Annotated in this window: 17 protein-coding genes; 5 read left to right on the plus strand and 12 right to left on the minus strand. The window is 60.8% G+C overall.

The window, feature by feature from the left end; translation table 11 throughout:
* Positions 1 to 129 precede the first annotated feature (129 nt).
* The 3 genes from betA to betI all read right to left on the minus strand — a co-directional run bounded on the left by betA (position 130) and on the right by betI (position 4,145).
* Complete coding sequence (gene betA, locus AACV02_RS03065) at positions 130 to 1,833, minus strand: choline dehydrogenase (RefSeq protein ID WP_119737535.1); 1,704 nt, start codon at positions 1,831 to 1,833, stop codon at positions 130 to 132.
* Positions 1,834 to 1,968: 135 nt separating this feature from the next.
* Complete coding sequence (betB, locus tag AACV02_RS03070) at positions 1,969 to 3,441, minus strand: betaine-aldehyde dehydrogenase (protein ID WP_106575609.1); 1,473 nt, start codon at positions 3,439 to 3,441, stop codon at positions 1,969 to 1,971.
* A 110-nt stretch (positions 3,442 to 3,551) separates the two neighbouring features.
* A complete protein-coding gene (betI, locus tag AACV02_RS03075; protein ID WP_106575608.1) occupies positions 3,552 to 4,145 on the minus strand; it encodes a transcriptional regulator BetI in 594 nt (197 codons plus the stop codon).
* A gap of 391 nt (positions 4,146 to 4,536) precedes the next feature.
* Here betI and AACV02_RS03080 point away from each other — a divergent pair, with 391 nt between their 5' ends.
* Entirely contained in the window at positions 4,537 to 6,471 is a 1,935-nt protein-coding gene (locus tag AACV02_RS03080) for a BCCT family transporter (RefSeq protein ID WP_237266762.1), read from the plus strand.
* A gap of 166 nt (positions 6,472 to 6,637) precedes the next feature.
* Here the strand turns inward: AACV02_RS03080 and choV are convergent, their stop codons facing one another.
* From choV to AACV02_RS03095, 3 genes are all read right to left on the minus strand, one after another.
* Positions 6,638 to 7,816 carry a choline ABC transporter ATP-binding protein gene (gene choV / locus AACV02_RS03085; protein WP_119737539.1) on the minus strand — a complete coding sequence of 393 codons (1,179 nt, stop codon included), beginning with the start codon at positions 7,814 to 7,816 and terminating at the stop codon, positions 6,638 to 6,640.
* Positions 7,813 to 8,658, minus strand: a complete 846-nt coding sequence (choW, locus tag AACV02_RS03090) for a choline ABC transporter permease subunit (protein WP_076017809.1) — start codon at positions 8,656 to 8,658, stop codon at positions 7,813 to 7,815. The genes choV and choW overlap by 4 nt, the downstream gene beginning before the upstream one ends.
* A 66-nt stretch (positions 8,659 to 8,724) precedes the next feature.
* Entirely contained in the window at positions 8,725 to 9,672 is a 948-nt protein-coding gene (locus tag AACV02_RS03095) for a choline ABC transporter substrate-binding protein (protein WP_106575605.1), read from the minus strand.
* Between the two features lie 414 nt (positions 9,673 to 10,086).
* Here AACV02_RS03095 and AACV02_RS03100 point away from each other — a divergent pair, with 414 nt between their 5' ends.
* Positions 10,087 to 11,463, plus strand: coding sequence for an L-serine ammonia-lyase (locus tag AACV02_RS03100; RefSeq protein WP_119737541.1), 1,377 nt, complete (start codon positions 10,087 to 10,089; stop codon positions 11,461 to 11,463).
* A gap of 498 nt (positions 11,464 to 11,961) precedes the next feature.
* A complete protein-coding gene (locus tag AACV02_RS03105) occupies positions 11,962 to 13,065 on the plus strand; it encodes a GlxA family transcriptional regulator (RefSeq protein WP_119737544.1) in 1,104 nt (367 codons plus the stop codon).
* A gap of 106 nt (positions 13,066 to 13,171) precedes the next feature.
* Here AACV02_RS03105 and AACV02_RS03110 read toward each other — a convergent pair whose 3' ends face one another.
* The 6 genes from AACV02_RS03110 to AACV02_RS03135 all read right to left on the minus strand — a co-directional run bounded on the left by AACV02_RS03110 (position 13,172) and on the right by AACV02_RS03135 (position 18,610).
* Positions 13,172 to 13,435: a hypothetical protein gene (locus tag AACV02_RS03110; RefSeq protein ID WP_106575603.1), complete on the minus strand. Its 264-nt coding sequence runs from the start codon at positions 13,433 to 13,435 to the stop codon at positions 13,172 to 13,174.
* A 367-nt stretch (positions 13,436 to 13,802) separates the two neighbouring features.
* Positions 13,803 to 14,963: a gamma-butyrobetaine dioxygenase gene (locus tag AACV02_RS03115; protein WP_119737546.1), complete on the minus strand. Its 1,161-nt coding sequence runs from the start codon at positions 14,961 to 14,963 to the stop codon at positions 13,803 to 13,805.
* 9 nt (positions 14,964 to 14,972) lie between these two features.
* The gene (locus AACV02_RS03120) at positions 14,973 to 15,452 is read right to left on the minus strand and encodes a thioesterase family protein (RefSeq protein ID WP_119737548.1); all 480 of its coding nucleotides are present in this window, start codon (positions 15,450 to 15,452) and stop codon (positions 14,973 to 14,975) included.
* Positions 15,453 to 15,570: 118 nt separating this feature from the next.
* A complete protein-coding gene (locus AACV02_RS03125) occupies positions 15,571 to 16,536 on the minus strand; it encodes an L-carnitine dehydrogenase (RefSeq protein WP_119737551.1) in 966 nt (321 codons plus the stop codon).
* Between the two features lie 164 nt (positions 16,537 to 16,700).
* Complete coding sequence (locus AACV02_RS03130; protein ID WP_119737554.1) at positions 16,701 to 17,588, minus strand: 3-keto-5-aminohexanoate cleavage protein; 888 nt, start codon at positions 17,586 to 17,588, stop codon at positions 16,701 to 16,703.
* A gap of 77 nt (positions 17,589 to 17,665) precedes the next feature.
* Positions 17,666 to 18,610 carry a choline ABC transporter substrate-binding protein gene (locus tag AACV02_RS03135; protein ID WP_106575598.1) on the minus strand — a complete coding sequence of 315 codons (945 nt, stop codon included), beginning with the start codon at positions 18,608 to 18,610 and terminating at the stop codon, positions 17,666 to 17,668.
* A gap of 194 nt (positions 18,611 to 18,804) precedes the next feature.
* Here AACV02_RS03135 and AACV02_RS03140 point away from each other — a divergent pair, with 194 nt between their 5' ends.
* Both AACV02_RS03140 and AACV02_RS03145 read left to right on the plus strand, forming a co-directional pair.
* On the plus strand, positions 18,805 to 19,749 hold the full coding sequence (locus tag AACV02_RS03140) for a GlxA family transcriptional regulator (RefSeq protein ID WP_106575597.1): 945 nt from the start codon (positions 18,805 to 18,807) through the stop codon (positions 19,747 to 19,749).
* Positions 19,750 to 19,817: 68 nt separating this feature from the next.
* The gene (locus AACV02_RS03145) at positions 19,818 to 20,984 is read left to right on the plus strand and encodes an AAA family ATPase (RefSeq protein WP_106575596.1); all 1,167 of its coding nucleotides are present in this window, start codon (positions 19,818 to 19,820) and stop codon (positions 20,982 to 20,984) included.
* Positions 20,985 to 21,031: the final 47 nt, after the last annotated feature.

Here is a 21,031-nt window from a genome sequence, read left to right on the forward strand (position 1 = left end):
AAGGAAAGAGGTTTTGCAGCGTCTGGTCGGGCCCTATCGGGGGCAAGCCCCCTCCCACATTTTGACCCTGTGCACCCGATCAAGTGTGGGAGGGGGCTTGCCCCCGATAGGAGCGCCGCGGTGTATCAGTTACTGCGCGGTCGGGCCCACTTCACGCATCGGCTTGCCACGCACTGGCGCGTCGCCTGCCACGTAGTAATCCGCAGTGCTGCGCGGCAGCGGCTGACGGCCACGGATCTTGTCGGCGATTTTTTCGGCGATCATGATCGTCGGCGCGTTCAGGTTACCGGTGGTGATGATCGGCATGATCGACGCATCCACAACGCGCAGACCCTGCATGCCATGCACACGGCCTTCGCCATCCACTACAGCCATCTCGTCGGTGCCCATCTTGCACGAGCAGGACGGGTGGAACGCGGTTTCGGCGTGCTCGCGGATGAACTTGTCGAGTTGCTCATCGGTTTGCACTTCAATACCCGGGCTGATTTCGCGGCCACGGTATTGGTCCAGCGCCGGCTGTTGCATGATTTCACGGGTCAGGCGGATGCCGTCACGGAATTCCTGCCAGTCCTGCTCGGTGGCCATGTAGTTGAAGAGGATGCTCGGGTAATCCCGTGGGTTCTTCGACTTCAATTGCACGCGGCCACGGCTTGGCGAACGCATGGAACCCATGTGTGCTTGGAAACCGTGCTCTTTCACACCGTTGCTGCCGTTGTAGTTAATCGCCACCGGCAGGAAGTGGTACTGGATGTTCGGCCATTCGAATTCCGGACGCGAACGGATAAAACCGCCGGCCTCGAACTGGTTGCTGGCGCCGATGCCAGTGCCGTTGAACAGCCACTCGGCACCAATGGCCGGTTGGTTGTACCAGAGCAGCGACGGGTACAGCGACACTGGCTGGGTGCAGGCATATTGCAGGTACAGCTCAAGGTGGTCCTGCAGGTTTTCGCCGACGCCTGGCAGGTCGTGAACCACCGGGATGTCGAGGCTTTCGAGCAGTTTGGCCGGGCCCACACCGGAGCGTTGCAGCAGTTGCGGCGACGCGATTGCGCCGCTGCACACCAATACTTCTTTACGCGCACGGGCTTCAACGCGCTCTTCTGCGGCGCCGATCAGGTAACGCACGCCAACGGCACGCTTGCCTTCAAACAAGACTTTGTCGGTGAGGGCGTGGGTGACGATGGTCAGGGTCGAACGCTTTTTAGCCGTGTCCAGGTAACCGCGAGCGGTGCTGGCGCGACGGCCTTTAGGCGTGACGGTACGGTCCATCGGGCCGAAGCCTTCTTGCTGGTAGCCGTTCAAGTCGTCGGTGCGCGGGTAACCGGCCTGCACGCCGGCTTCAACCATGGCGTGGAACAGGGGGTTGTTGCCGGCTTTAGGCGTGGTCACGCTGACCGGGCCATCGCCACCGTGGTAGTCGTTCGGGCCGATGTCGCGGGTTTCGGCTTTGCGGAAGTACGGCAGGCAGTCGAGGTAAGTCCAGTTTTCCAGACCTGGCAGCTTCGACCAGTTGTCGTAGTCCATCGCGTTGCCACGGATGTAGCACATGCCGTTGATCAGCGAGGAGCCGCCCAGGCCCTTGCCGCGACCGCATTCCATCCGGCGACCGTCCATGTGCGGCTCTGGATCGGTTTCGTAGGCCCAGTTGTAGCGACGGCCTTGCAGCGGGAACGCCAGCGCGGCCGGCATTTGGGTACGGAAGTCAAAACGGTAATCCGGGCCGCCGGCTTCCAGCAGCAGGACGGTGACGCCTTCGTCTTCGGTCAGACGGGTCGCCAGGGTGTTACCGGCGGAGCCGGCACCCACAATGATGTAATCGTATTCTTGGGACATAAATGCACCCTCTTTGAAGTGTGGTCAGGTCGGGCCTCATCGGGGGCAAGCCCCCTCCCACAGGGGACTGCATGCCAAATGTGGGAGGGGGCTTGCCCCCGATGGCGGCCTCACAGGCAATCCAACGCTTGGGTGTTAGAACACCGAGGCGTAGTCGCCCAGCTCAACCTGTACCGATTTGATGCGGGTGAAGTTGTTCAGCGAGCTGATGCCGTTCTCACGGCCCACACCGGATTGCTTGTAGCCACCGACCGGCATCTTGGCGTCGGATTCGCCCCAGGCGTTGATCCAGCAGATACCCGCTTCCAGCTGATGAATCACGCGGTGAGCGCGGTTCAGGTCTTTGGTGACCAGGCCAGCAGCCAGGCCGAAGTCGGTGTCGTTGGCGCGGCGGATCACTTCTTCTTCGGTCTCGTAAGTGAGGATGCTCATCACTGGGCCGAAGATTTCTTCACGGACGATGGTCATCTCGTCGGTGCAGTCGGTGAACACGGTCGGGGCCACGTAGGCGCCTTTGGCGAAGTTGCCATCGGTCAAACGGTCGCCGCCGCACAGGACGCGGGCGCCTTCTTCCTTACCTTTGGCGATGTAGCCGAGCACGCTTTCCATGTGGGCGAAGCTGACCAGCGGGCCGAAGTTGGTGTTCTCGTCTTGCGGGTCGCCAATGCGGATGCGCGCAACGCGCTCAACGATCTTGGCTTCGAAGGCCGCCTGCAGGTGCTTGGGCACAAAGACACGAGTGCCGTTGGTGCAGACCTGGCCGGAGCTGTAGAAGTTGGCCATCATCGCGATGTCGGCCGCGCGATCCAGGTCGGCGTCTTCGAACACGATCAGCGGGGACTTGCCGCCCAGTTCCATGGTCACTTCTTTGAGCGAAGAGCTCGAAGCGCTGGCCATGACTTTCTTGCCGGTGTCGGTGCCGCCGGTGAACGAGACTTTCTCGATGCGCGGGTGCTCGGTCAGCCAGGTGCCGACTTCACGGCCGCTGCCGGTCAGGACGTTGAACACGCCAGCCGGCACGCCAGCTTCGGTGTAGATCTCGGCCAGTTTCAGGGTGGTCAGCGAGGTGACTTCGCTTGGCTTGAAGATCATCGCGTTACCGGCAGCCAGGGCCGGTGCGGATTTCCACAGGGCGATCTGGATCGGGTAGTTCCACGCGCCGATACCGGCGACCACGCCCAGCGGCTCGCGGCGGGTGTAGACGAACGAGGTGTCGCGCAGTGGGATCTGCTCGCCTTCGATGGCCGGCACCAGGCCTGCGTAGTATTCCAGCACGTCGGCGCCGGTGACGATGTCGACGTATTGGGTTTCGGAGAAGGCTTTACCGGTGTCCAGGGTTTCCAGCGCGGCCAGCTCATCGTTGCGCTCGCGCAGGATGTCGACGGCACGACGCAGGATGCGCGAACGCTCCATGGCGGTCATCGCGGCCCAGATTTTCTGGCCTTTTTCGGCGCTGACCACGGCGCGTTCAACGTCTTCCTTGGTAGCACGTTGCACTTGGGCGAGAACTTCACCGTTAGCCGGGTTGATGGCTTCGAAGGTGGCATCGCTGCCAGCGTCGCTGTAGCCGCCGTCAATGTAGAGTTTTTGCAGTTCGAAACGGGCCATAAAGTCCTCGCAAGTGCATAAGTGGTTGGCGTTACCCGCCGCCGGTGAGCCATGGGGTTTCTGGCAACACTGAGCGGCAGACGTTCAGGGGTTGAGCGGTTATGTGTGCTCTAACTCACCTGCTTGGCCAATTGGAAATCCATGTATTCGTAAGCGATCCGTTGCGCCTGCTCCGTGTCGAAAGCGTCTCCCGACAGGGCGCCGCGCAACCACAAACCGTCGATCAAAGCCGCCAGGCCCCGGGCTGCGCTGCGTGCATCTTCCAGCGGCAGCACTCGGCGAAACTGGCAGCACAGGTTGGAATACAGACGGTGATCGTTGATCCGCTGCAACCTGTGCAATGACGGGTGGTGCATGCTGGTTGCCCAGAAGGCCAGCCAGGTTTTCATCGCCGGGCCGTTGACTTGGCTGGCGTCGAAGTTGCCGCCGATGATCACCTGCAGGTGGGCACGGGGGCTGTCGTCTTTCAACGCTTGCCGGCGTTCGTGGACGTTCTCGATCAGCACATTCATCAAGTACCGCATCGTCGCGGCGATCAGGCCATTCTTGTCCTGAAAGTAGTGACTGATGATGCCGTTCGAGACGCCGGCCAAACGGGCGATCAGCGCAATGCTGGCATCTCCCATTCCGACCTGATCGATGGCCGTCAAGGTGGCTTCGATCAACTGCTGGCGGCGTATGGGTTGCATACCGACCTTGGGCATGTAGCACCTCTCCTTAGGCCTGCCGGTGGGCGATAAACGTCCGTCGGCTTGAAGGCCAGTCTATTTTGTTTTGATTGAACGTTCAATCAACAAAGAATAAGATCTGCGACAAATGGTCGCGACCTGCAGATATTTCCTACCTGTGAGCCACTGCCTCTGACACCTGCAAAAACCCTTGAAACAGGCCGCATCAGGGCCTGGCCACTGCTTCGGCGCGGCTCAAGAATTTTCGGGGTGTCTTTATAACACCCGTCCGTCGACTGCCGAAAAATCGATGTCCCGGGATAACCGTTGCCTTGTGTTTCTCTCTCGCACTGCCTGGAGCATCTGCGCCATGAGTTCTGCCTCTCTTATAAAGACCCCGCCGGAAAAGGTCCGGGTCAACGGTTGGGTGTTCTACACCTCCACCGCGCTCATTCTGTTGTTGACCGCCATTCTGATCATCGCCCCGCAGGAGGCCGGGCGCATGCTCGGCGTAGCACAGGCGTGGCTGTCGAAAAGCTTCGGCTGGTACTACATGGTGGTCATCGCTGCCTACCTCGTGTTTGTGGTCGGCCTGGCGTTTTCGTCCTACGGCAAGTTGAAACTGGGCAGCAAGGACGACACCCCGGACTTCAGCTACGGCGCCTGGGCCGGCATGCTGTTCTCGTCGGGCATCGGCATCTCGCTGTTGTACTTTGGTGCCTCGGAGCCTTTGGACCACTACTTCAACCCGCCCGAAGGCACGGCCGCCAGCAATGGCGCGGCACGCCAGGCGTTGCAACTGACGTTCCTGCACTGGGGCCTGCACGGCTGGGCAATCTATGCCTTGGTCGGCCTCGCCGTGGCGTACTTCGCGTATCGCCACAACCAGCCGCTGGCCTTGCGTTCGGCGCTGTACCCGCTGGTGGGCGAGCGTTGGGTGAAGGGCGCGGCCGGCCACGCGGTGGACGGTTTCGGCATGTTCGTGACCCTGCTGGGCCTGGTGACCAACCTGGGGATTGGCTCGATGCAAGTGTCGTCGGGGCTTGAAAACCTGTTCGGCATGGCGCACAGCAACACCAACCTGTTGATCGTGATCATCGTGATGAGCACCGTGGCGACCATCGCTGCCGTGTCGGGTGTGGAGAACGGCATTCGCCGCCTGTCCAACCTCAACATCGTGCTGTTCAGCGGCTTGCTGATCTTTGTGCTGCTGTTCGGCCCCACCCTGCACCTGCTCAATGGCTTGGTGCAGAACACCGGCGACTACCTCAACGGTATCGTGCTGAAAACCTTCGACCTGTATGTGTACGAAGGCGACGCCGACAAGACCGAGCGCTGGATGGGCCTGTGGACGCTGTTCTACTGGGCCTGGTGGATTTCCTGGGCGCCATTCGTGGGCATGTTCATCGCGCGCATTTCCCGTGGCCGCACCGTGCGTGAACTGGTGGCCGGCGTGCTGCTGATCCCGCTGGGCTTCACTTTGGCGTGGTTGTCGATCTTCGGTAACTCGGCGCTGGACCTGGTGCTCAACCACGGTGCCGTGGAGTTGGGCAAGACGGCGCTGGAACAACCGTCGATGGCCATCTACCAATTGCTGGAGCATTACCCTGCGTCGAAAATCGTGATCGGCGTGTCGATCTTCGTGGGCTTTGTGTTGTTCCTGACCCCGGCGGATTCCGGCGCGGTGATGATGGCCAACCTGTCGTGCAAAGGCGGCAATGTGGACGAAGATGCGCCGCACTGGCTGCGGATCTTCTGGTCGGTCGTGATCACCCTGGTGACCATCGGCCTGCTGTTTGCCGGCAACTTCGAAGCCATGCAAACCATGGTGGTGCTGGCGGGGCTGCCGTTCTCGGTGGTGCTGATTCTGTTCATGTTCGGTTTGCACAAGGCCATGCGCCAGGACGTGGCCATCGAACAGGAGCAAGCGCAATTGGCTGAGCGTGGCCGCCGTGGTTTCAGCGAGCGTTTGACTGCCCTGGACCTGCAACCGAGCCAGGCCACCGTGCAGCGCTTTATGGACAAGCACGTAACGCCGGCCTTGGAAGAGGCGGCGACGGCGCTGCGTGAGCAAGGGCTGGAAGTGCAGACCTTGTTGGGCAAATCCAAGCGTTGCATCGGTGTGCGCATCGAGATGGAAGAGGGCAACCCGTTTGTCTATGAAGTGAGCCTGGATGCGTATTCGTCGGCACCGAGCGACTTGCCCGAAGAAGAGCGCACACGTTACTACCGGGCCGAGGTCTACCTGCACAACGGACCTCAAGAGTACGACCTGATGGGCTTTACCCAGGAACAGATCACCCGGGACGTGCTCGATCAGTTTGAAAGCCATCGGCAGCTCCTTGGCCGTGTCTATAGCTGATAGTTAATCCGAGTGGCGCCTTCCCTGGCGCCGCCGTTTCAAGATTGGAATGGGGTCAAATGTGGGAGCTGGCTTGCCTGCGATAGCTATGTTGGATTCACCATTGCTATCGCAGGCAAGCCAGCTCCCAGATTGACCCAGTTCATTCAGCCGATCTGTGCACTGCTCAGCCCAGGTTCTTGCCTAGCAGGGCATGGTAAAGCTCGCTGTCCCCCAAAATTCCCACCACCTGGTTGTTGTTATGCAGCACCAGTTTGTTCCCGGTGTGATAACGAATCTGCAATGCATCGCGCATGCCGATATTGGAGTCCACCAGCGTCGGTACCCGGCCCAACCCTTCCACGGCTTGCCCCGGTGCCCAGTTCTGCAGGTCCATCACCGCTCCATTCTGGCGGGCGCCCTGAATCGTGTTGCCTTCGGCCAGGTCCAGCCAGGAATCGCCGCCCGGATCGAGGCACACCGAGCCGTTGACCCGCGTGCAGTTGTCCAGCGTGCGCATCAGGCTGCGGCCGCACAGCACGTTCAGCGGGTTGGTATGGGCGACGAAGGTGCGCACATAGTCATCCGCCGGGTTCAGCACGATCTCTTCCGGCACGCTGTATTGAATGATCTTGCCGTCTTTCATGATTGCGATGCGGCTACCCAATTTGAGCGCCTCATCGAGGTCGTGGCTCACGAACACGATGGTCTTGCTCAGCTTGCGTTGCAGCTCCAGCAGTTCATCCTGCAGGCCTTGGCGAATGAGTGGGTCGAGGGCTGAGAAAGGTTCGTCCATCAGCAGGATATCCGCGTCCATTGCCAACGCGCGGGCCAGGCCGACGCGCTGCTGCATGCCGCCGGACAGCTCGTCCGGCTTCTTGTTACGCCATTGGGCCAGGCCCACCAGCTCGAGCTTTTCATCCACCAGCGCGCGGCGTTCTTTCTCCGGACGGCCCTGCATCTCAAGGCCGAAGCTGATGTTTTCACGCACCGTCAGCCATGGCATCAATGCGAACTTCTGGAACACCATGGCGATGCGCTTGGTGCGCATCATTTTCAGCTCGGCCGGGGTGCACGAAGCGATGTCGATCTGGCGACCTTCATGCTCCACAAACAGTTGGCCACGGCTGACGGTGTTGAGGCCGTTGATGCAACGCAGCAAGCTCGATTTGCCGGAGCCCGACAAGCCCATCAGCACGCAGATCTCGCCTTTCTCGATGTCCAGGCTGGCTTTTTCAACGCCGACAATCTGCCCGGTCTTTTTCAGGATTTCGTTGCGGTGCATGCCCTGGTCAAGCAGCTTGAGGGCTTCGCGTGGGTCTTTGGAGAAGATCACATCGACATTGTCGAATCGGATAATGCTCATGCATCACCCCCTACTTTGGCGTCGGGTTGTTTGCAGATGCGGTCGAGCATGATGGCCAGCAACACGATTGCCAGGCCGGCTTCAAAGCCCAGGGCGATGTCGGCGGTGTTGAGTGCGTTGACCACCGGCTTGCCGAGGCCGTCAGCGCCCACCAGGGCCGCGATCACCACCATCGACAACGACAGCATGATGCATTGGGTAATGCCGGCGGCAATGCTCGGCATGGCGTGGGGCAGTTCAATGCGTGAGAGCAACTGACGGCGCGAGCAGCCAAAGGCCTTGCCGGCGTCCATCAATTCTTGCGGCACATCGCGGATGCCCAGGTAGGTGAGGCGGATCGGCGCGGCAATCGCGAACACCACCGTGGAAATCAGCCCGGGCACCACGCCCAGCCCGAAGAGGGTCAGGGTAGGGATGAGGTAGACGAAGGTCGGCACGGTCTGCATCAGATCGAGCACCGGCCGCATCAGGGTGTAGAACATCGGTTTGTGCGCGGCAACAATGCCCAGCGGCACGCCAATGACCACGCAGACCAGGGTGGCGAACAGCACCTGCGCGAGGGTTTCCATGGTTTCCTGCCAGTACCCCAGGTTCAGGATCAGCAGGAAGGAGGCGATGACAAATACTGTCAGGCCCCATTTGCGTTGAATGAAGTGAGCGAGTAGCGCAATCAGACCGATCAATGCCAGCGGATTGAACCAGGTCAGCGCAAACGTCACGCCGTGGATCATCGTTTCCAGGGTCGATGCGATTGCGTCGAAGTAGTTGGCACCGTGTTGGGTCAACCATTCGACGAAGGCAGCGATGTACTGGCCTAGTGGGATTTTATGTTCAGTCAGCATGGTAGTGAATGTCCACATGCGAAGGGGAAAACATCCCGGGCCAGCGCACCGGCCCGGGGTCAGCGATTACTTGTCCAGGTAAGCTTTGACGGCCTCCAAACCGGGTTTGCCATCCACGGTGGTCACACCGGCCAGCCAGGTGTCGAGCACTTGCGGGTTCTTCTTCAGCCAGGCTTTGGCTGCGGCGTCGGGCTTCATCTTGTCGTCGAGGACGTTACCCATCAGGGTGCTTTCCATGTTCAAGGTGAACGACAGGTTTTTCAGCAATTGGCCAACGTTGCTGCATTCCTGGGTGTAGCCCTTGCGAACGTTGGTGTAGATGGTGGCCTGGCCGTAGTTGGGGCCGAACGAGTCATCGCCACCGGTCAGGTACTTCATCTTGAAGCGGGTGTTCATCGGGTGCGGTTCCCAGCCCAGGAACACGATGGCCTGGTCACGCTTGGAGGCGCGTTCCACTTGCGAGAGCATCCCGGCTTCGCTGGACTCGACCACTTTGAAGCCGGCGGTTTTCAGGCCGAAGGCGTCTTTGTCGATGAGGGTCTGGATGGTGCGGTTGCCGTCGTTGCCCGGCTCGATGCCGTAGATCTTGCCGCCCAGTTCATCCTTGAATTTGACGATGTCGGCGAAGTCTTTCAGGCCCTTGTTGTACAGCGCCTCCGGGACCGCCAGGGTGTACTTGGCGTTTTCCAGGTTGGCGCGCACGGTTTCCACGGTGCCGGCATCACGGTACTGCTTGATGTCGTTTTCCATGGTTGGCATCCAGTTGCCGAGGAAGATGTCCATGTTCTTGCCGTCGGCCAGTGACTTGTAAGTCACCGGTACCGAAATCATCGTGGTGCGCGGCTTGTAGCCCAGGCCCTTGAGGACTTCGCTGGTGGTTGCGGTGGTGACGGTGATGTCGGTCCAGCCGACATCGGAGAAGTTGACGGTCTTGCACTGTTCCGGTTCTGCAGCGTGTGCCAGGACTGGCAGACTCAGCATGGCGGCCAACAACAACGAGGGTGAACCTTTCATCGGGGTAGACTCCTGTGTCTTTTCTGGCGGCATTCGCCGCGCTTTATAAGTGTTGCGGTTGGGGCGTGCATCGCGGCGACGGCACGGTGCCTTGCAAACGAGTCGAGACTGATCATGTACCAGTGAAAATCTGACGCCTACAGGGGGCGTCGTATCCAGTACAGGGATGGTCGTATCCAGTGTCGGTGACGTCGCTTACAGGTTTTTCCAATGGCAAAACCGCAGTTTTTACCAATCTGCACCGCTAAAAACGGCCAAAACGCCCGATCGCACGGGAGCGACGCTGGTGAGCATGGTTACGTCGGTGTGAGACGCCGTGAGGGCAAGCAAAAGCTTGATGATGCCGCCATCTGGGCGATCTGAGCGTAGCACCTCGTTCAAGCCTGGCCGTGCTTATCGAGGAGTTCTACCGCAATGGCTATCAGTGTTTTCGACCTGTTCAAGATCGGCATCGGGCCTTCTAGTTCTCACACCGTCGGCCCCATGCGCGCCGCGGCGTTGTTCGTCCAGGCATTACGTGAACGTGAACTGTTGGAACAGGTCAGGCGCGTTGAAGTTCAGCTGTACGGCTCATTGTCGGCCACCGGTATCGGCCACGGCAGCGACACCGCCACCATCATGGGCCTGATGGGCGAGTGGCCGGACGCAATCGACCCGGCGCACATCGGCCTGCGTATTCACACCCTGCGCGAGACCGACACGCTCTTGCTCGACGGCCACCTGCCGGTGCCCTTCGTCTGGGCGCGCGACATGCGCCTGCTCGACGAAAACCTGCCGTTTCACCCTAACGCCATGACCCTTGTGGTGTTCGGCGATGACGGCGAGCTGCACCGCGATACCTACTATTCGGTCGGCGGCGGTTTTGTGGTGGACCAGGCCCAGGCGCAAAGCGGCGTGGCTGACATGGACCGTACCGAGCTGCCGTATGATTTTTCCAGCGCTGTAGAGCTGTTGCAGCTGTGCAAAACCCATAACCTGCGCGTGGCCGAATTGATGCTGGCCAACGAAAAGACCTGGCGCAGCGAAGACGAAATCCGCAGCGGCCTGATGAAGCTCTGGCGCGCCATGCAGGATTGCGTGGAGCAGGGCCTCAAGCACGAAGGCATCTTGCCGGGCGGCTTGAACGTGCGGCGCCGCGCCGCCAAGTTGCACCGCAGCTTGCAGGAGTTGGGCAAGCCGAACGTGATTGGCTCGACCTTGAGCGCGATGGAGTGGGTCAACCTGTTCGCCCTGGCGGTGAATGAGGAAAACGCAGCGGGTGGGCGCATGGTCACCGCACCGACCAATGGCGCGGCGGGGATCATCCCGGCGGTGCTGCACTACTTCATGAAATTCAGCGACGAGGTGACCGAAGCCAACGTGGTCGACTATTTGCTCAGCGCGGCGGCCGTGGGAATTTTGTGCAAAAAGAACGCCTCGATTTCCGGCGCCGAAGTCGGCTGCCAGGGTGAAGTGGGTTCGGCGTGCGCCATGGCCGCGGCGGGGCTGGCGGAAATTCTTGGGGCCACGCCGGAACAATTGTGCAACGCCGCCGAAATCGGCCTGGAACACAACCTCGGCCTGACCTGCGACCCGGTGGGCGGGCTGGTGCAAGTGCCGTGCATCGAGCGCAATGCGATTGCGGCGGTGAAAGCGATCAACGCCGCGCAGATGGCCCTGCGTGGCGATGGCCAGCACTTCATCTCCCTGGATCGGGTGATCCGCACCATGCGCGATACCGGCGCGGACATGCACGACAAATACAAGGAAACCTCGCGGGGCGGGTTGGCGGTGAGTGCGGTTGAGTGTTGATCCAGTGATACCGCCATCGCAGGCAAGCCAGCTCCCACAAGGGAATGCATTCCAAATGTGGGAGCTGGCTTGCCTGCGATAGCGTTAGTTGCAGCAACACTGCTCATAAAGTGAACACCCGGATCCAAAAGCGCCACCTTTTAGCGCGTCGCAAACAGATAAGTAGCCCCCAAACGATTTCCCGTCCGCCCACCGGGTTCCCGTGCGTGCGGTGACAGACGTTTCCTACGCCCGCAAAGCGCCTTCCCACAAGTGCTACCGATCTGCTCACACCCTGTGAGCGGGCGCGCTCCGACGTCCTTTTCAGGGCCTATCCCGCACTTCCACGCGGGCTTATATAGACGCGTCATCAGGTCGTTTTCAGGAGTTATTGAATGGCCATTCAATTTTAGGCATGGCATTTGCTCTATCAATTCAAAGCCTCTCCTTTCCAGGGTGAGCGCAATAACAAGAGCCTCGCCTGAGGCCATCACCCGCTTTGTGTGAGGAGATACCGCGATGACGTCGTTCAACTCCGGGGCTCAACCCCAGAACCGTGCGCCTCAATCCATCGGCTTTTTGCTGCTGGACAATTTCACGCTGATTTCCCTGGCGTCCGCAGTCGAACCCCTGCGCATGGCCAACCAGCTGTCCGGCCGCGAGCTGTATCGCTGGACAACCCTGAGTGTCGACGGAAACCAGGTGTGGGCCAGCGACGGTCTGCAAATCACCCCCGATGCCTCCATGCACAAAGCCCCGGGCCTGGACACTGTGATCGTGTGCGGCGGCGTGGGAATTCAGCGTACCGTTACCCGTGAGCACGTGTCGTGGCTGCAAAGCCAGGCGCGTCAGTCGCGTCGTCTTGGCGCGGTATGCACCGGCAGTTGGGCCTTGGCCTGCGCCGGTTTGCTCGACGGTTTTGATTGCAGCGTGCACTGGGAATGCCTGGCGTCGATGCAGGAAGCCTTCCCGCGCGTGGCCATGAGCACGCGCCTGTTCACCCTCGACCGCAATCGCTTCACCAGCTCCGGCGGCACCGCGCCGCTGGACATGATGCTGCACTTGATCAGCCGCGACCACGGCCGTGAATTGTCCGCCGCCATCTCCGAAATGTTTGTGTACGAACGCATCCGCAACGAACAGGATCACCAGCGCGTGCCGCTCAAGCACATGCTTGGCACCAACCAGCCGAAGCTGCAGGAAATCGTCGCGCTGATGGAAGCCAACCTTGAAGAGCCGATCGACCTGGATGAGCTGGCGGTGTACGTCGCCGTGTCGCGTCGTCAGTTGGAGCGGCTGTTCCAGAAATACCTGCACTGCTCGCCGTCGCGTTATTACCTGAAGTTGCGCCTGATTCGTGCGCGGCAACTGCTCAAGCAAACGCCGATGTCGATCATCGAAGTGGCCTCGGTGTGCGGGTTTGTGTCCACGCCGCACTTCTCCAAGTGCTACCGCGAATACTTTGGCATTCCGCCGCGCGATGAGCGCGTGGGGTCCAACACCACCCAGCAAGTGGCGATGATGCCGATTCCACAGGCGCTGGTGTTGTCACCGTTGTCCGGGCCGATGTCGGCGTTGAGCCAGGCCAGGAATGAGTCGACGTTTGCGAGTGTGAGGCTCTAGACCGAGTCGCCTGCATTCGCGAGCAAGCCCGCTCCCACATTCGACAGCATTTCAAAGATGGAACTCGGTCAAATGTGGGAGCTGGCTTGCCTGCGAAAGCGATCTATCAGGCGCCAGAGTTCTGCTTGAACTGCACCAACGCCGGCAACAACTGCTTGTCGATCGCCTGGCGCACCGCCGGCAAAATCGTCGCACTGCCGGTGTACATCTGTTCCACCATGCCCTTGAGCGCCTTGGCCCGTGCAGCGCTCAAACCACGTACCGCGCACTCGCAAGCCTGCTCGGCGGTGGCACCGCTGGAGACTTCAAAACCCAGCGAGCGCAGTTGGCCCAGCAGGTCATCCTGGTCAATCAAATCCGCGTGCATCATGACGTTCATCCTGGTGTAGGGAGCGGGGACTGACTGGGATTCTGGTAGCCCCCCGGCCGGTCGGCAAGGGCAGAATTGACGAATGGCTCATATGGCTATGAGCAGGTCGTTTTCGGGTCATTTACCGACAGAAGTAATAGGCACACTGAATGCCAGGCACGCACCTTGAAGGTTTGGTCACCCTCGGGATGTCACGCTCACACCAAGCACTCTGCCTCGATCCAGTCACGGCTTGATCGGGGCTTTTTTTGCCTGGGGTTTGTGGTAACTGCACTGGCCTCTTCGCGAGCAAGCCCGCTCCCACATTTTGAACTGTGAACGCAGTCCAATGTGGGAGCGGGCTTGCTCGCGAAGGGCGCACCTCGGTTTACCTTTGCAACACCAATATCCTGGACAGCAGCTCATCCCGGTCAATGTAACAACCCTGAAAATGCCGCGCCCCGGAAGCCGGGTCAAACGCATTGCGCGCATGCAAGGTGCGGCGGTTATCAAAGCACCACAACTCCCCCGGATTCAGCCGTTTGACCAGCCTGAAACGGTCCTCGCGGGTCATCGCAATAAAGCGCCGATACGCGCGATACAACAACGGCATCTGCTCCACCGGCGCCTCGAACGGCCCGCGCAGAAAGTTGGCCATGCGGATCTCCGCCACGTCACCCAAGGCATCCAGCGCAATGATCGGCGCCAGGCGGCGATAGTCGCTGTGACGGTCTTTATTGCGAAACTCCACGGGGATTTCACACAACGCACGAAACGCTTCAGGGTCTTCGCTGCGCAGTGCATGGGCGATGGCGAACCCATCGACAAAAATGCTCTCGCCGCCCGTGGCCTCGTTCACCAGGCAATGCAGAAATTGCAGCCCCGGTTGCAGCTCGCGCGTTGGCAAATCGCTGTGCAACGGCAGGTTAAAGGCGGTGTACGCATTGCTGTCGGCATCGGCCTTGGACTGCACGTTGAACAGCACACCGAAGTTGCTCTCGCGGATAAACGAAATGCGCTTGGCGATCAGCGCCAGCGAGCCAGGTTCGGTGGGCACGCCACGGATTTGCGTGAGGCCCGAGTCACGCAAGGCCAGCAACCATTGCAGCAGGATGTTCGGGTCTTGCATCACGGCCGCGTAGTCGAAAACGGGCAACGCGAAGGTGCTGTCCCATCGCTGCGATGCGGGCTTGGCTGCACGGCGTTCGGCGCGTGAATCGTCGTCATAGGCATGGGCCCGCAACCAGCCCGGATCGTAGTGGCTGCGATGGCCGCCGCTCCATTGCACACTCAGGCATCCCTGATCGATATGCGCGCTGACGGCAGTCAGGTGTTCGTCGACATCGACAATCTCGAGCACCTGCTCGCGGGTCACGCTGTACACGCATTGCGCGCACGGGCAGTTGTCGCGCAGCCACTGATGATGAAACGGGCTCACCCGCCCATCGGCCCATTGCACGCGTAGCTGATCGGTCAGCACCTGCACCTCGGCGAGGTCGCTGATCGTTGGGTAGGTACGAAAATCGGCAACAGCGGCGGCGGTTTGCATGGTGGCTCCTTATTGTTTTTTGGGCGGCAATCCAATCACGCGGCCGAGGAGGGCGGGGCGCGCCAACTCGGCCTGCTGCGTGCTGATCGCGGTGAGTTTTTCCAGGGTGGCCTCGGTAAACGGCGCCGAATGCGGACCGGCGAGATCGACGTGCAGCAGCATCTGTTCGTTGCCCGCCAATTCCTTCTCGTCACCCACCAGGTGCAGGCTGTGATAGAGGTGCAGGCGCTTGGCATCGTGGGCGATCAGCTGAGTGCGCACCTCCACCTCGGCACCGAGTTTCACCTCATGCAGGTAGTTCAGGTGCAGTTCCAGGGTGAACAATGAATGGCCGCTGGCTTCACGGTTTTCACTGTCCAAACCCAGGGTGTCCATCAGTGCGTCGGTGGCGTAGCTGAAGATCAGCAGGTAGAACGCATCGCGCAGGTGGCCGTTGTAATCCACCCACTCGGGCTGGATTTTGGTGGTGTAGGTGGTCAATGCAGGCATGTCCGGGATTCCAAGTCATTACTCGGTCAACTGTGGGAGCGGGCTTGCCTGCAATGGCGGCGGTGAGTCGTACACCGCTGTCGCAGGCAAGCCAGCTCCCACAGGAAATCAACAGCCGTTACTCAGCGAAGCTCATACCGTGTTTGGCTTTGGTGGTCTTCACCGCCTCCAGCACCGCCAACAGGCAATCATCACGATAGCGTTCCAGCGCCGAAATGCTGTGTGTGCCCAACTGCTCACTGGTGCCATCGACCACATCGTCGATCAACTTGTCGGTCAGCTCCGGTGCCGGCAAATACGTCCACGGCAACTGCAGCGCCGGGCCGAACTGCGCCATGAAGTGGCGCATACCGGCATCGCCGCCCGCCAGCGTGTAGGTGAGGAAGGTGCCCATGAACGACCAGCGCAAGCCGGCGCCAAAGCGGATCGCATCGTCGATTTCACCGGTGGTCGCCACGCCGTCATTCACCAGGTGCAGCGCCTCACGCCACAGCGCTTCGAGCAAGCGGTCAGCGATGAACCCCGGCACTTCCTTACGCACGTGCAACGGGCGCATGCCAAGGGATTCATACACCTTGATCGCCGCCTGAATCGCTTCGGGCGCGGTGTTTTGGCCGCCCACCACTTCCACCAGCGGCAGCAGGTAAACCGGGTTGAACGGGTGGCCGACCACGCAGCGTTCCGGGTGGGTGGAACCTTCGTAGAACTCACTCGGCAACAGACCCGAAGTACTCGACCCAATCAGTGCATTCGGCTTGGCCGCCGCGCTGATTTTGCTGTGCAGTTCCAGTTTCAGCTCCAGGCGTTCCGGGGCGCTTTCCTGGATGAAGTCGGCGTCTTTCACGCACGCTTCAATGGTGGTAACAAAGCGCAGGCGGTCTTGAGACGCACCCGGTGCCAAACCTTGTTTCTCCAACGCGCCCCAGGCGTTGGCGACGCGCTTGCGCAGGGCCGCTTCGGCGCCGGGCGCGGGGTCCCAGGCGACCACATCCAGGCCGTGGGCGAGGGCGCGAGACACCCAGCCGCTGCCGATAACGCCGCTGCCGAGGGCAGCGAAGGTTTTGATTTCAGTGATAAAGCGCATGGCAATTTCCTAAAGTATTCGCAAATTCTGTGTGAGGAACCGGTTCAAATGTGGGAGCGGGCTTGCTCGCGAAGGCGGTGTGTCAGTTGTTGCATTCGGTGACTGATACACCGCCTTCGCGAGCAAGCCCGCTCCCACCTTTTCAATTCGGTTTCGGCAGGAAGTTAGCCGCGCTTGGTCAGGCCCATCTTGATTCGACCTTGCGCCGGGGTCATGACCCGCGCGCCGAGGCGGCTGAGGATTTCACTGGCGCGTTCCACCAGTTGGCCGTTGGTGGCGAGCACGCCCTTGTCCAGCCACAGGTTGTCTTCCAGGCCGACGCGCACGTTGCCGCCCAGCAGCACCGCTTGGGCCGCCATCGGCATTTGCATGCGGCCGATACCAAAGCCGGCCCACACCGCGTCGGCGGGCAGGTTGTCGACCATGGCTTTCATCGTGGTGGTGTCGGCCGGCGCGCCCCAGGGGATGCCCAGGCACAGTTGGAACAGCGGGTTGTCGAGCAAACCTTCCTTGATCATCTGTTTGGCGAACCACAGGTGGCCGGTGTCGAAGATTTCCAGCTCGGCCTTAACGCCCAGCTCCTGGATACGCTTGGCGCCAGCACGCAGCTGGGCCGGGGTGGAGACGTAAATGGTGTCGCCATCGCCAAAGTTCAGCGTGCCGCAGTCCAGGGTGCAGATTTCCGGCAGCAGCTCTTCCACGTGCGCCAGGCGCGTCAGCGGGCCGACCAGGTCGGTGTTGGGGCCAAACTCCATCGGGTTTTCGCCGCCGCCGATTTCCAGATCGCCGCCCATGCCGGCAGTAAGATTGACGATGATGTCGATGTCGGCCTCGCGGATGCGCTCCATCACTTCGCGGTACAGCGCGACGTCGCGGCTGAATTTGCCGGTTTGCGGGTCACGCACGTGGCAGTGCACCACGGTGGCACCCGCCTTGGCGGCTTCCACGGCGGCGGCGGCGATTTGTTTGGGCGTGACCGGCACGTGTGGGCTTCTGCCGGTCGTGTCGCCAGCACCGGTGAGTGCGCAGGTGATGATGACGTCGTGGTTCATGAGTCGGTTCCTTACAGGCGGGCGTAGTGATGCCGCTCGCAGCCAACAGCGCCTGCGACGCGGTGATTCGGATCAGGTTATTGGCTGGTCAATTGCAGGTTGGCTGCGGCCGGTTTGCCATCGAAGGTGGTCACCCCTTCAAGCCAGCGCTGCTGGTCCTGCGGATGGTCCTTGAGCCACTGCCTGGCGGATTCGAGCGCGTCTTTGTGATCCAGCAACGGCTGCATCATTCGGCTCTCGTCGGCGGCGGTGAAGGTCAGGTTGGTCAGCAGCTTGTGCACGTTCGGGCACTGTTCGGCGTAGGTCGGCGAAGTGACGCTCCACACCGTAGCCATGCCTTCGTTGGGGCCCAGGGCGTCGTCGCTGCCGGTGAGGTAGGTCATGGCAACGTTGACGTTCATCGGGTGTGGCGCCCAGCCAAAGAACACCACGGCTTCCTTGCGGCGTACCGCGCGGTCGACGGCGGCGAGCATGCCGGCTTCGCTGGACTCCACCAGCTGGAATTTGCCCAGGCCGAACTGGTTTTTGGCGATCATCGCCTTGATCTGGGTGTTGGCGCCCGAACCTGGCTCGATGCCATAGATCTTGCCGCCCAGTTCTTTCTCGAACCTGGCGATGTCGGCGAAGGTTTTCAGGCCCTTGTCCGCCAGGTAAGTCGGCACGGCGAGGGTGGCGCGCGCGTCTTCCAGGCTGGGTTTTTCGAGGACTTTGACTTGCTTGGCGTCGACAAATGGCGTGATGGTCTGGGTCATCAGCGGGTTCCAGTAACCCAGGAACAGGTCCAGGCGTTGGTCGCGAATGCCGGCGAAGATGATTTGCTGGGAGGCGCTGGTCTGTTTGGTCTTGTAGCCGAGGCCGTCGAGCAACACTTGGGTCATGGCGCTGGTGGCGATCACATCGGTCCAGTTCACCACGCCCATGCGCACGTTCCGGCAAGATTCTGCATCGGCCGCGAGTACGCTGGTGCTCAAAATGGCGCTGGCGCTGAGTGCAAGCACGCAGCGGCTGATCAGTCGGTTCATGGTGGTTCCCTCGGCAGGTCGTTATTGTGGGTTCCGGCGTCTTTGTGCGCCGTGGCATCAAGTTACGTACCTTCGGGCCCGACAAAACGCACGGCGGCGACCCGCTCTTGCACTGCAGCGACCTGTGCTCTTGAATGGCCGGTTGAACTGGCGTATCACAGTGACCACGCTGCCCGTCTTACGAGAGCGCCACCATGTCCCAGGATTTCTATTTCTTGCTGATGCCGGGTTTCTCGGCCATCGGCTTTATCTCTGCGCTGGAACCGCTGCGCGTCGCCAACCGCTTTCGCGGCGAGCTGTACCGCTGGCACGTGCTGAGCGCGGATGGCGGCGCGGTGCTGGCGAGCAATGGCATGTCGGTCAACGCCGACGCCGCATTGGAGCCGCTGAAAAAAGGCGCGACGCTGATGGTGGTCGCCGGCTTCGAACCCTTGAAGTTCACCACGCCTGCGCTGGAGCACTGGCTGCGCCGCCTCGACCACGACGGCGTCACCCTCGGCGCCATCGACACGGGCGCCTGTGTGCTCGCCGAGGCCGGCTTGCTCGATGGCCACCGCCTCACGCTGCATTGGGAAGCCATTGACGCCTTTAAGGAATCTTATCCACAGCTCACCGTGACCCAGGAGCTGTTCGAAATCGACCGTCGTCGCATCACGTGCGCGGGCGGCACGGCGTCCATCGACCTGATGCTCGACCTGATCGCCCAGGCCCACGGCCCGGACCTTGCGATCCAGGTTTCCGAGCAATTCGTACTCGGGCGCATCCGCCCACGCAAAGACCACCAGCGCATGCAGATCGCCACGCGCTACGGCATCAACAACAAAAAGCTGGTGCAAGTGATCGGTGAAATGGAACAACACACCGAACCGCCGCTGACCACCCTGGCACTGGCCGAGGCGATCAAAGTCACCCGGCGCCAGTTGGAGCGGTTGTTTCGTCTGCATTTGAACGACACGCCAAGCAACTTCTACCTCGGCCTGCGCCTGGAAAAAGCCCGGCAGCTATTGCGTCAGAGCGACATGAGTGTGCTGGAGGTGAGTATTGCGTGCGGGTTTGAGTCGCCTTCTTACTTCACGCGCAGCTATCGGGCGCGGTTTGCCAAGTGCCCAAGGGAGGATCGGCGACGAGAGGTGGTTTGACGGGCAATTATAGTCAATTATACTCTTCACTATAATTTATAGTCCTTTCCATAATTGAGTATAAAAGCATGTCGAAGAACAGCGGCTTCGTGTTTCGCCGCCCCGCCCTGGCAAGCAGTATTGCCGACGGTTTGGTGGGGGCCGGTATTCAGGATTTTACCTCTGGCCTGTTTCTGGCGGCGCCGCGCCGCACCGGCAAAAGCACCTTTTTGCGTGAAGACCTGATCCCCGAGTGTCAGCTGCGGGGTTGGCTGGCGGTGTACGTCGATCTCTGGGCCGATAAAGAGAAAGATCCGGCGGAATTGATCGCCAGCGCCATTGCCGCTGCGCTGGTTCCCTTTGAGAAGGGCATTCGCAAATTGGCCAAGAACATTGGCATCGAGAAACTAAGCTTTCTGCGCACCCTGTCCTGGGACTTCACCAAGCCACAATTGCCCGTCGGTGCCACACTGACCCAAGCCCTGGAGTTGCTGCACAGCGCGGCGGAAAAACCTGTGGTGCTGGTGATTGACGAAGCCCAGCACGCCTTGACCACCGAGTCCGGTATCAACGCGATGTTTGCGTTGAAGGCCGCCCGGGATCAGCTCAACCAAGGCCGTGACGAAGAGGGCAGCGGCTTGCGCCTGGTGTTCACCGGTTCCAACCGCGACAAGCTGGCGCATTTGGTGTTGGGCAAAAGCCAGCCGTTCTTCGGCTCCAGCATCACGCCGTTTCCCTTGCTCGGCAAAGCGTTCACCCAAGCCTACACCGCGCACCTCAACGCGCATTTGGCCAGCACCAATCAGTTCGACGCCGCCGACATTGATGAGGCGTTTGAGTTGGTTGGCCGTCGCCCCGAGATGCTGCGCACCATCATCGGTGAAGTGGCGCTGGAACTGGGTGAGGCCAGCAACCTGGGCCAATTGCTGCACAGTCGCGCCGAATTCCTGCGCGCGGGCGTGTGGACGGAGTTCGAAAGTGCCTGGAACAACCTCACCGTCCCCCAGCGCGCCGTGCTGGAAGTGATGGTGGCGCGTTCGCAGAACAACGAACCCTTTGCGCCTTTTACCGACAGCACCCTCACGGCGGTCAGCAAGGCGCTGGAAGACATGGGCAGCGATGTGGTGCCGGGCACCCAGACCATACAGGCGTGTATTGATGCGCTGCGCGACAAGGAGCTGGTGTGGAAGTCGAGCCGTGGCGGGTATGCCCTGGAAGACAAGTCATTCGGGGATTGGCTGCTGCACAAGCGCTGAAGCGCACCACAAAACCAATGTGGGAGGGGGCTTGCCCCCGATAGCGG

Source organism: Pseudomonas sp. Larv2_ips (assembly GCF_963879675.1).
Classification (GTDB): domain Bacteria; phylum Pseudomonadota; class Gammaproteobacteria; order Pseudomonadales; family Pseudomonadaceae; genus Aquipseudomonas.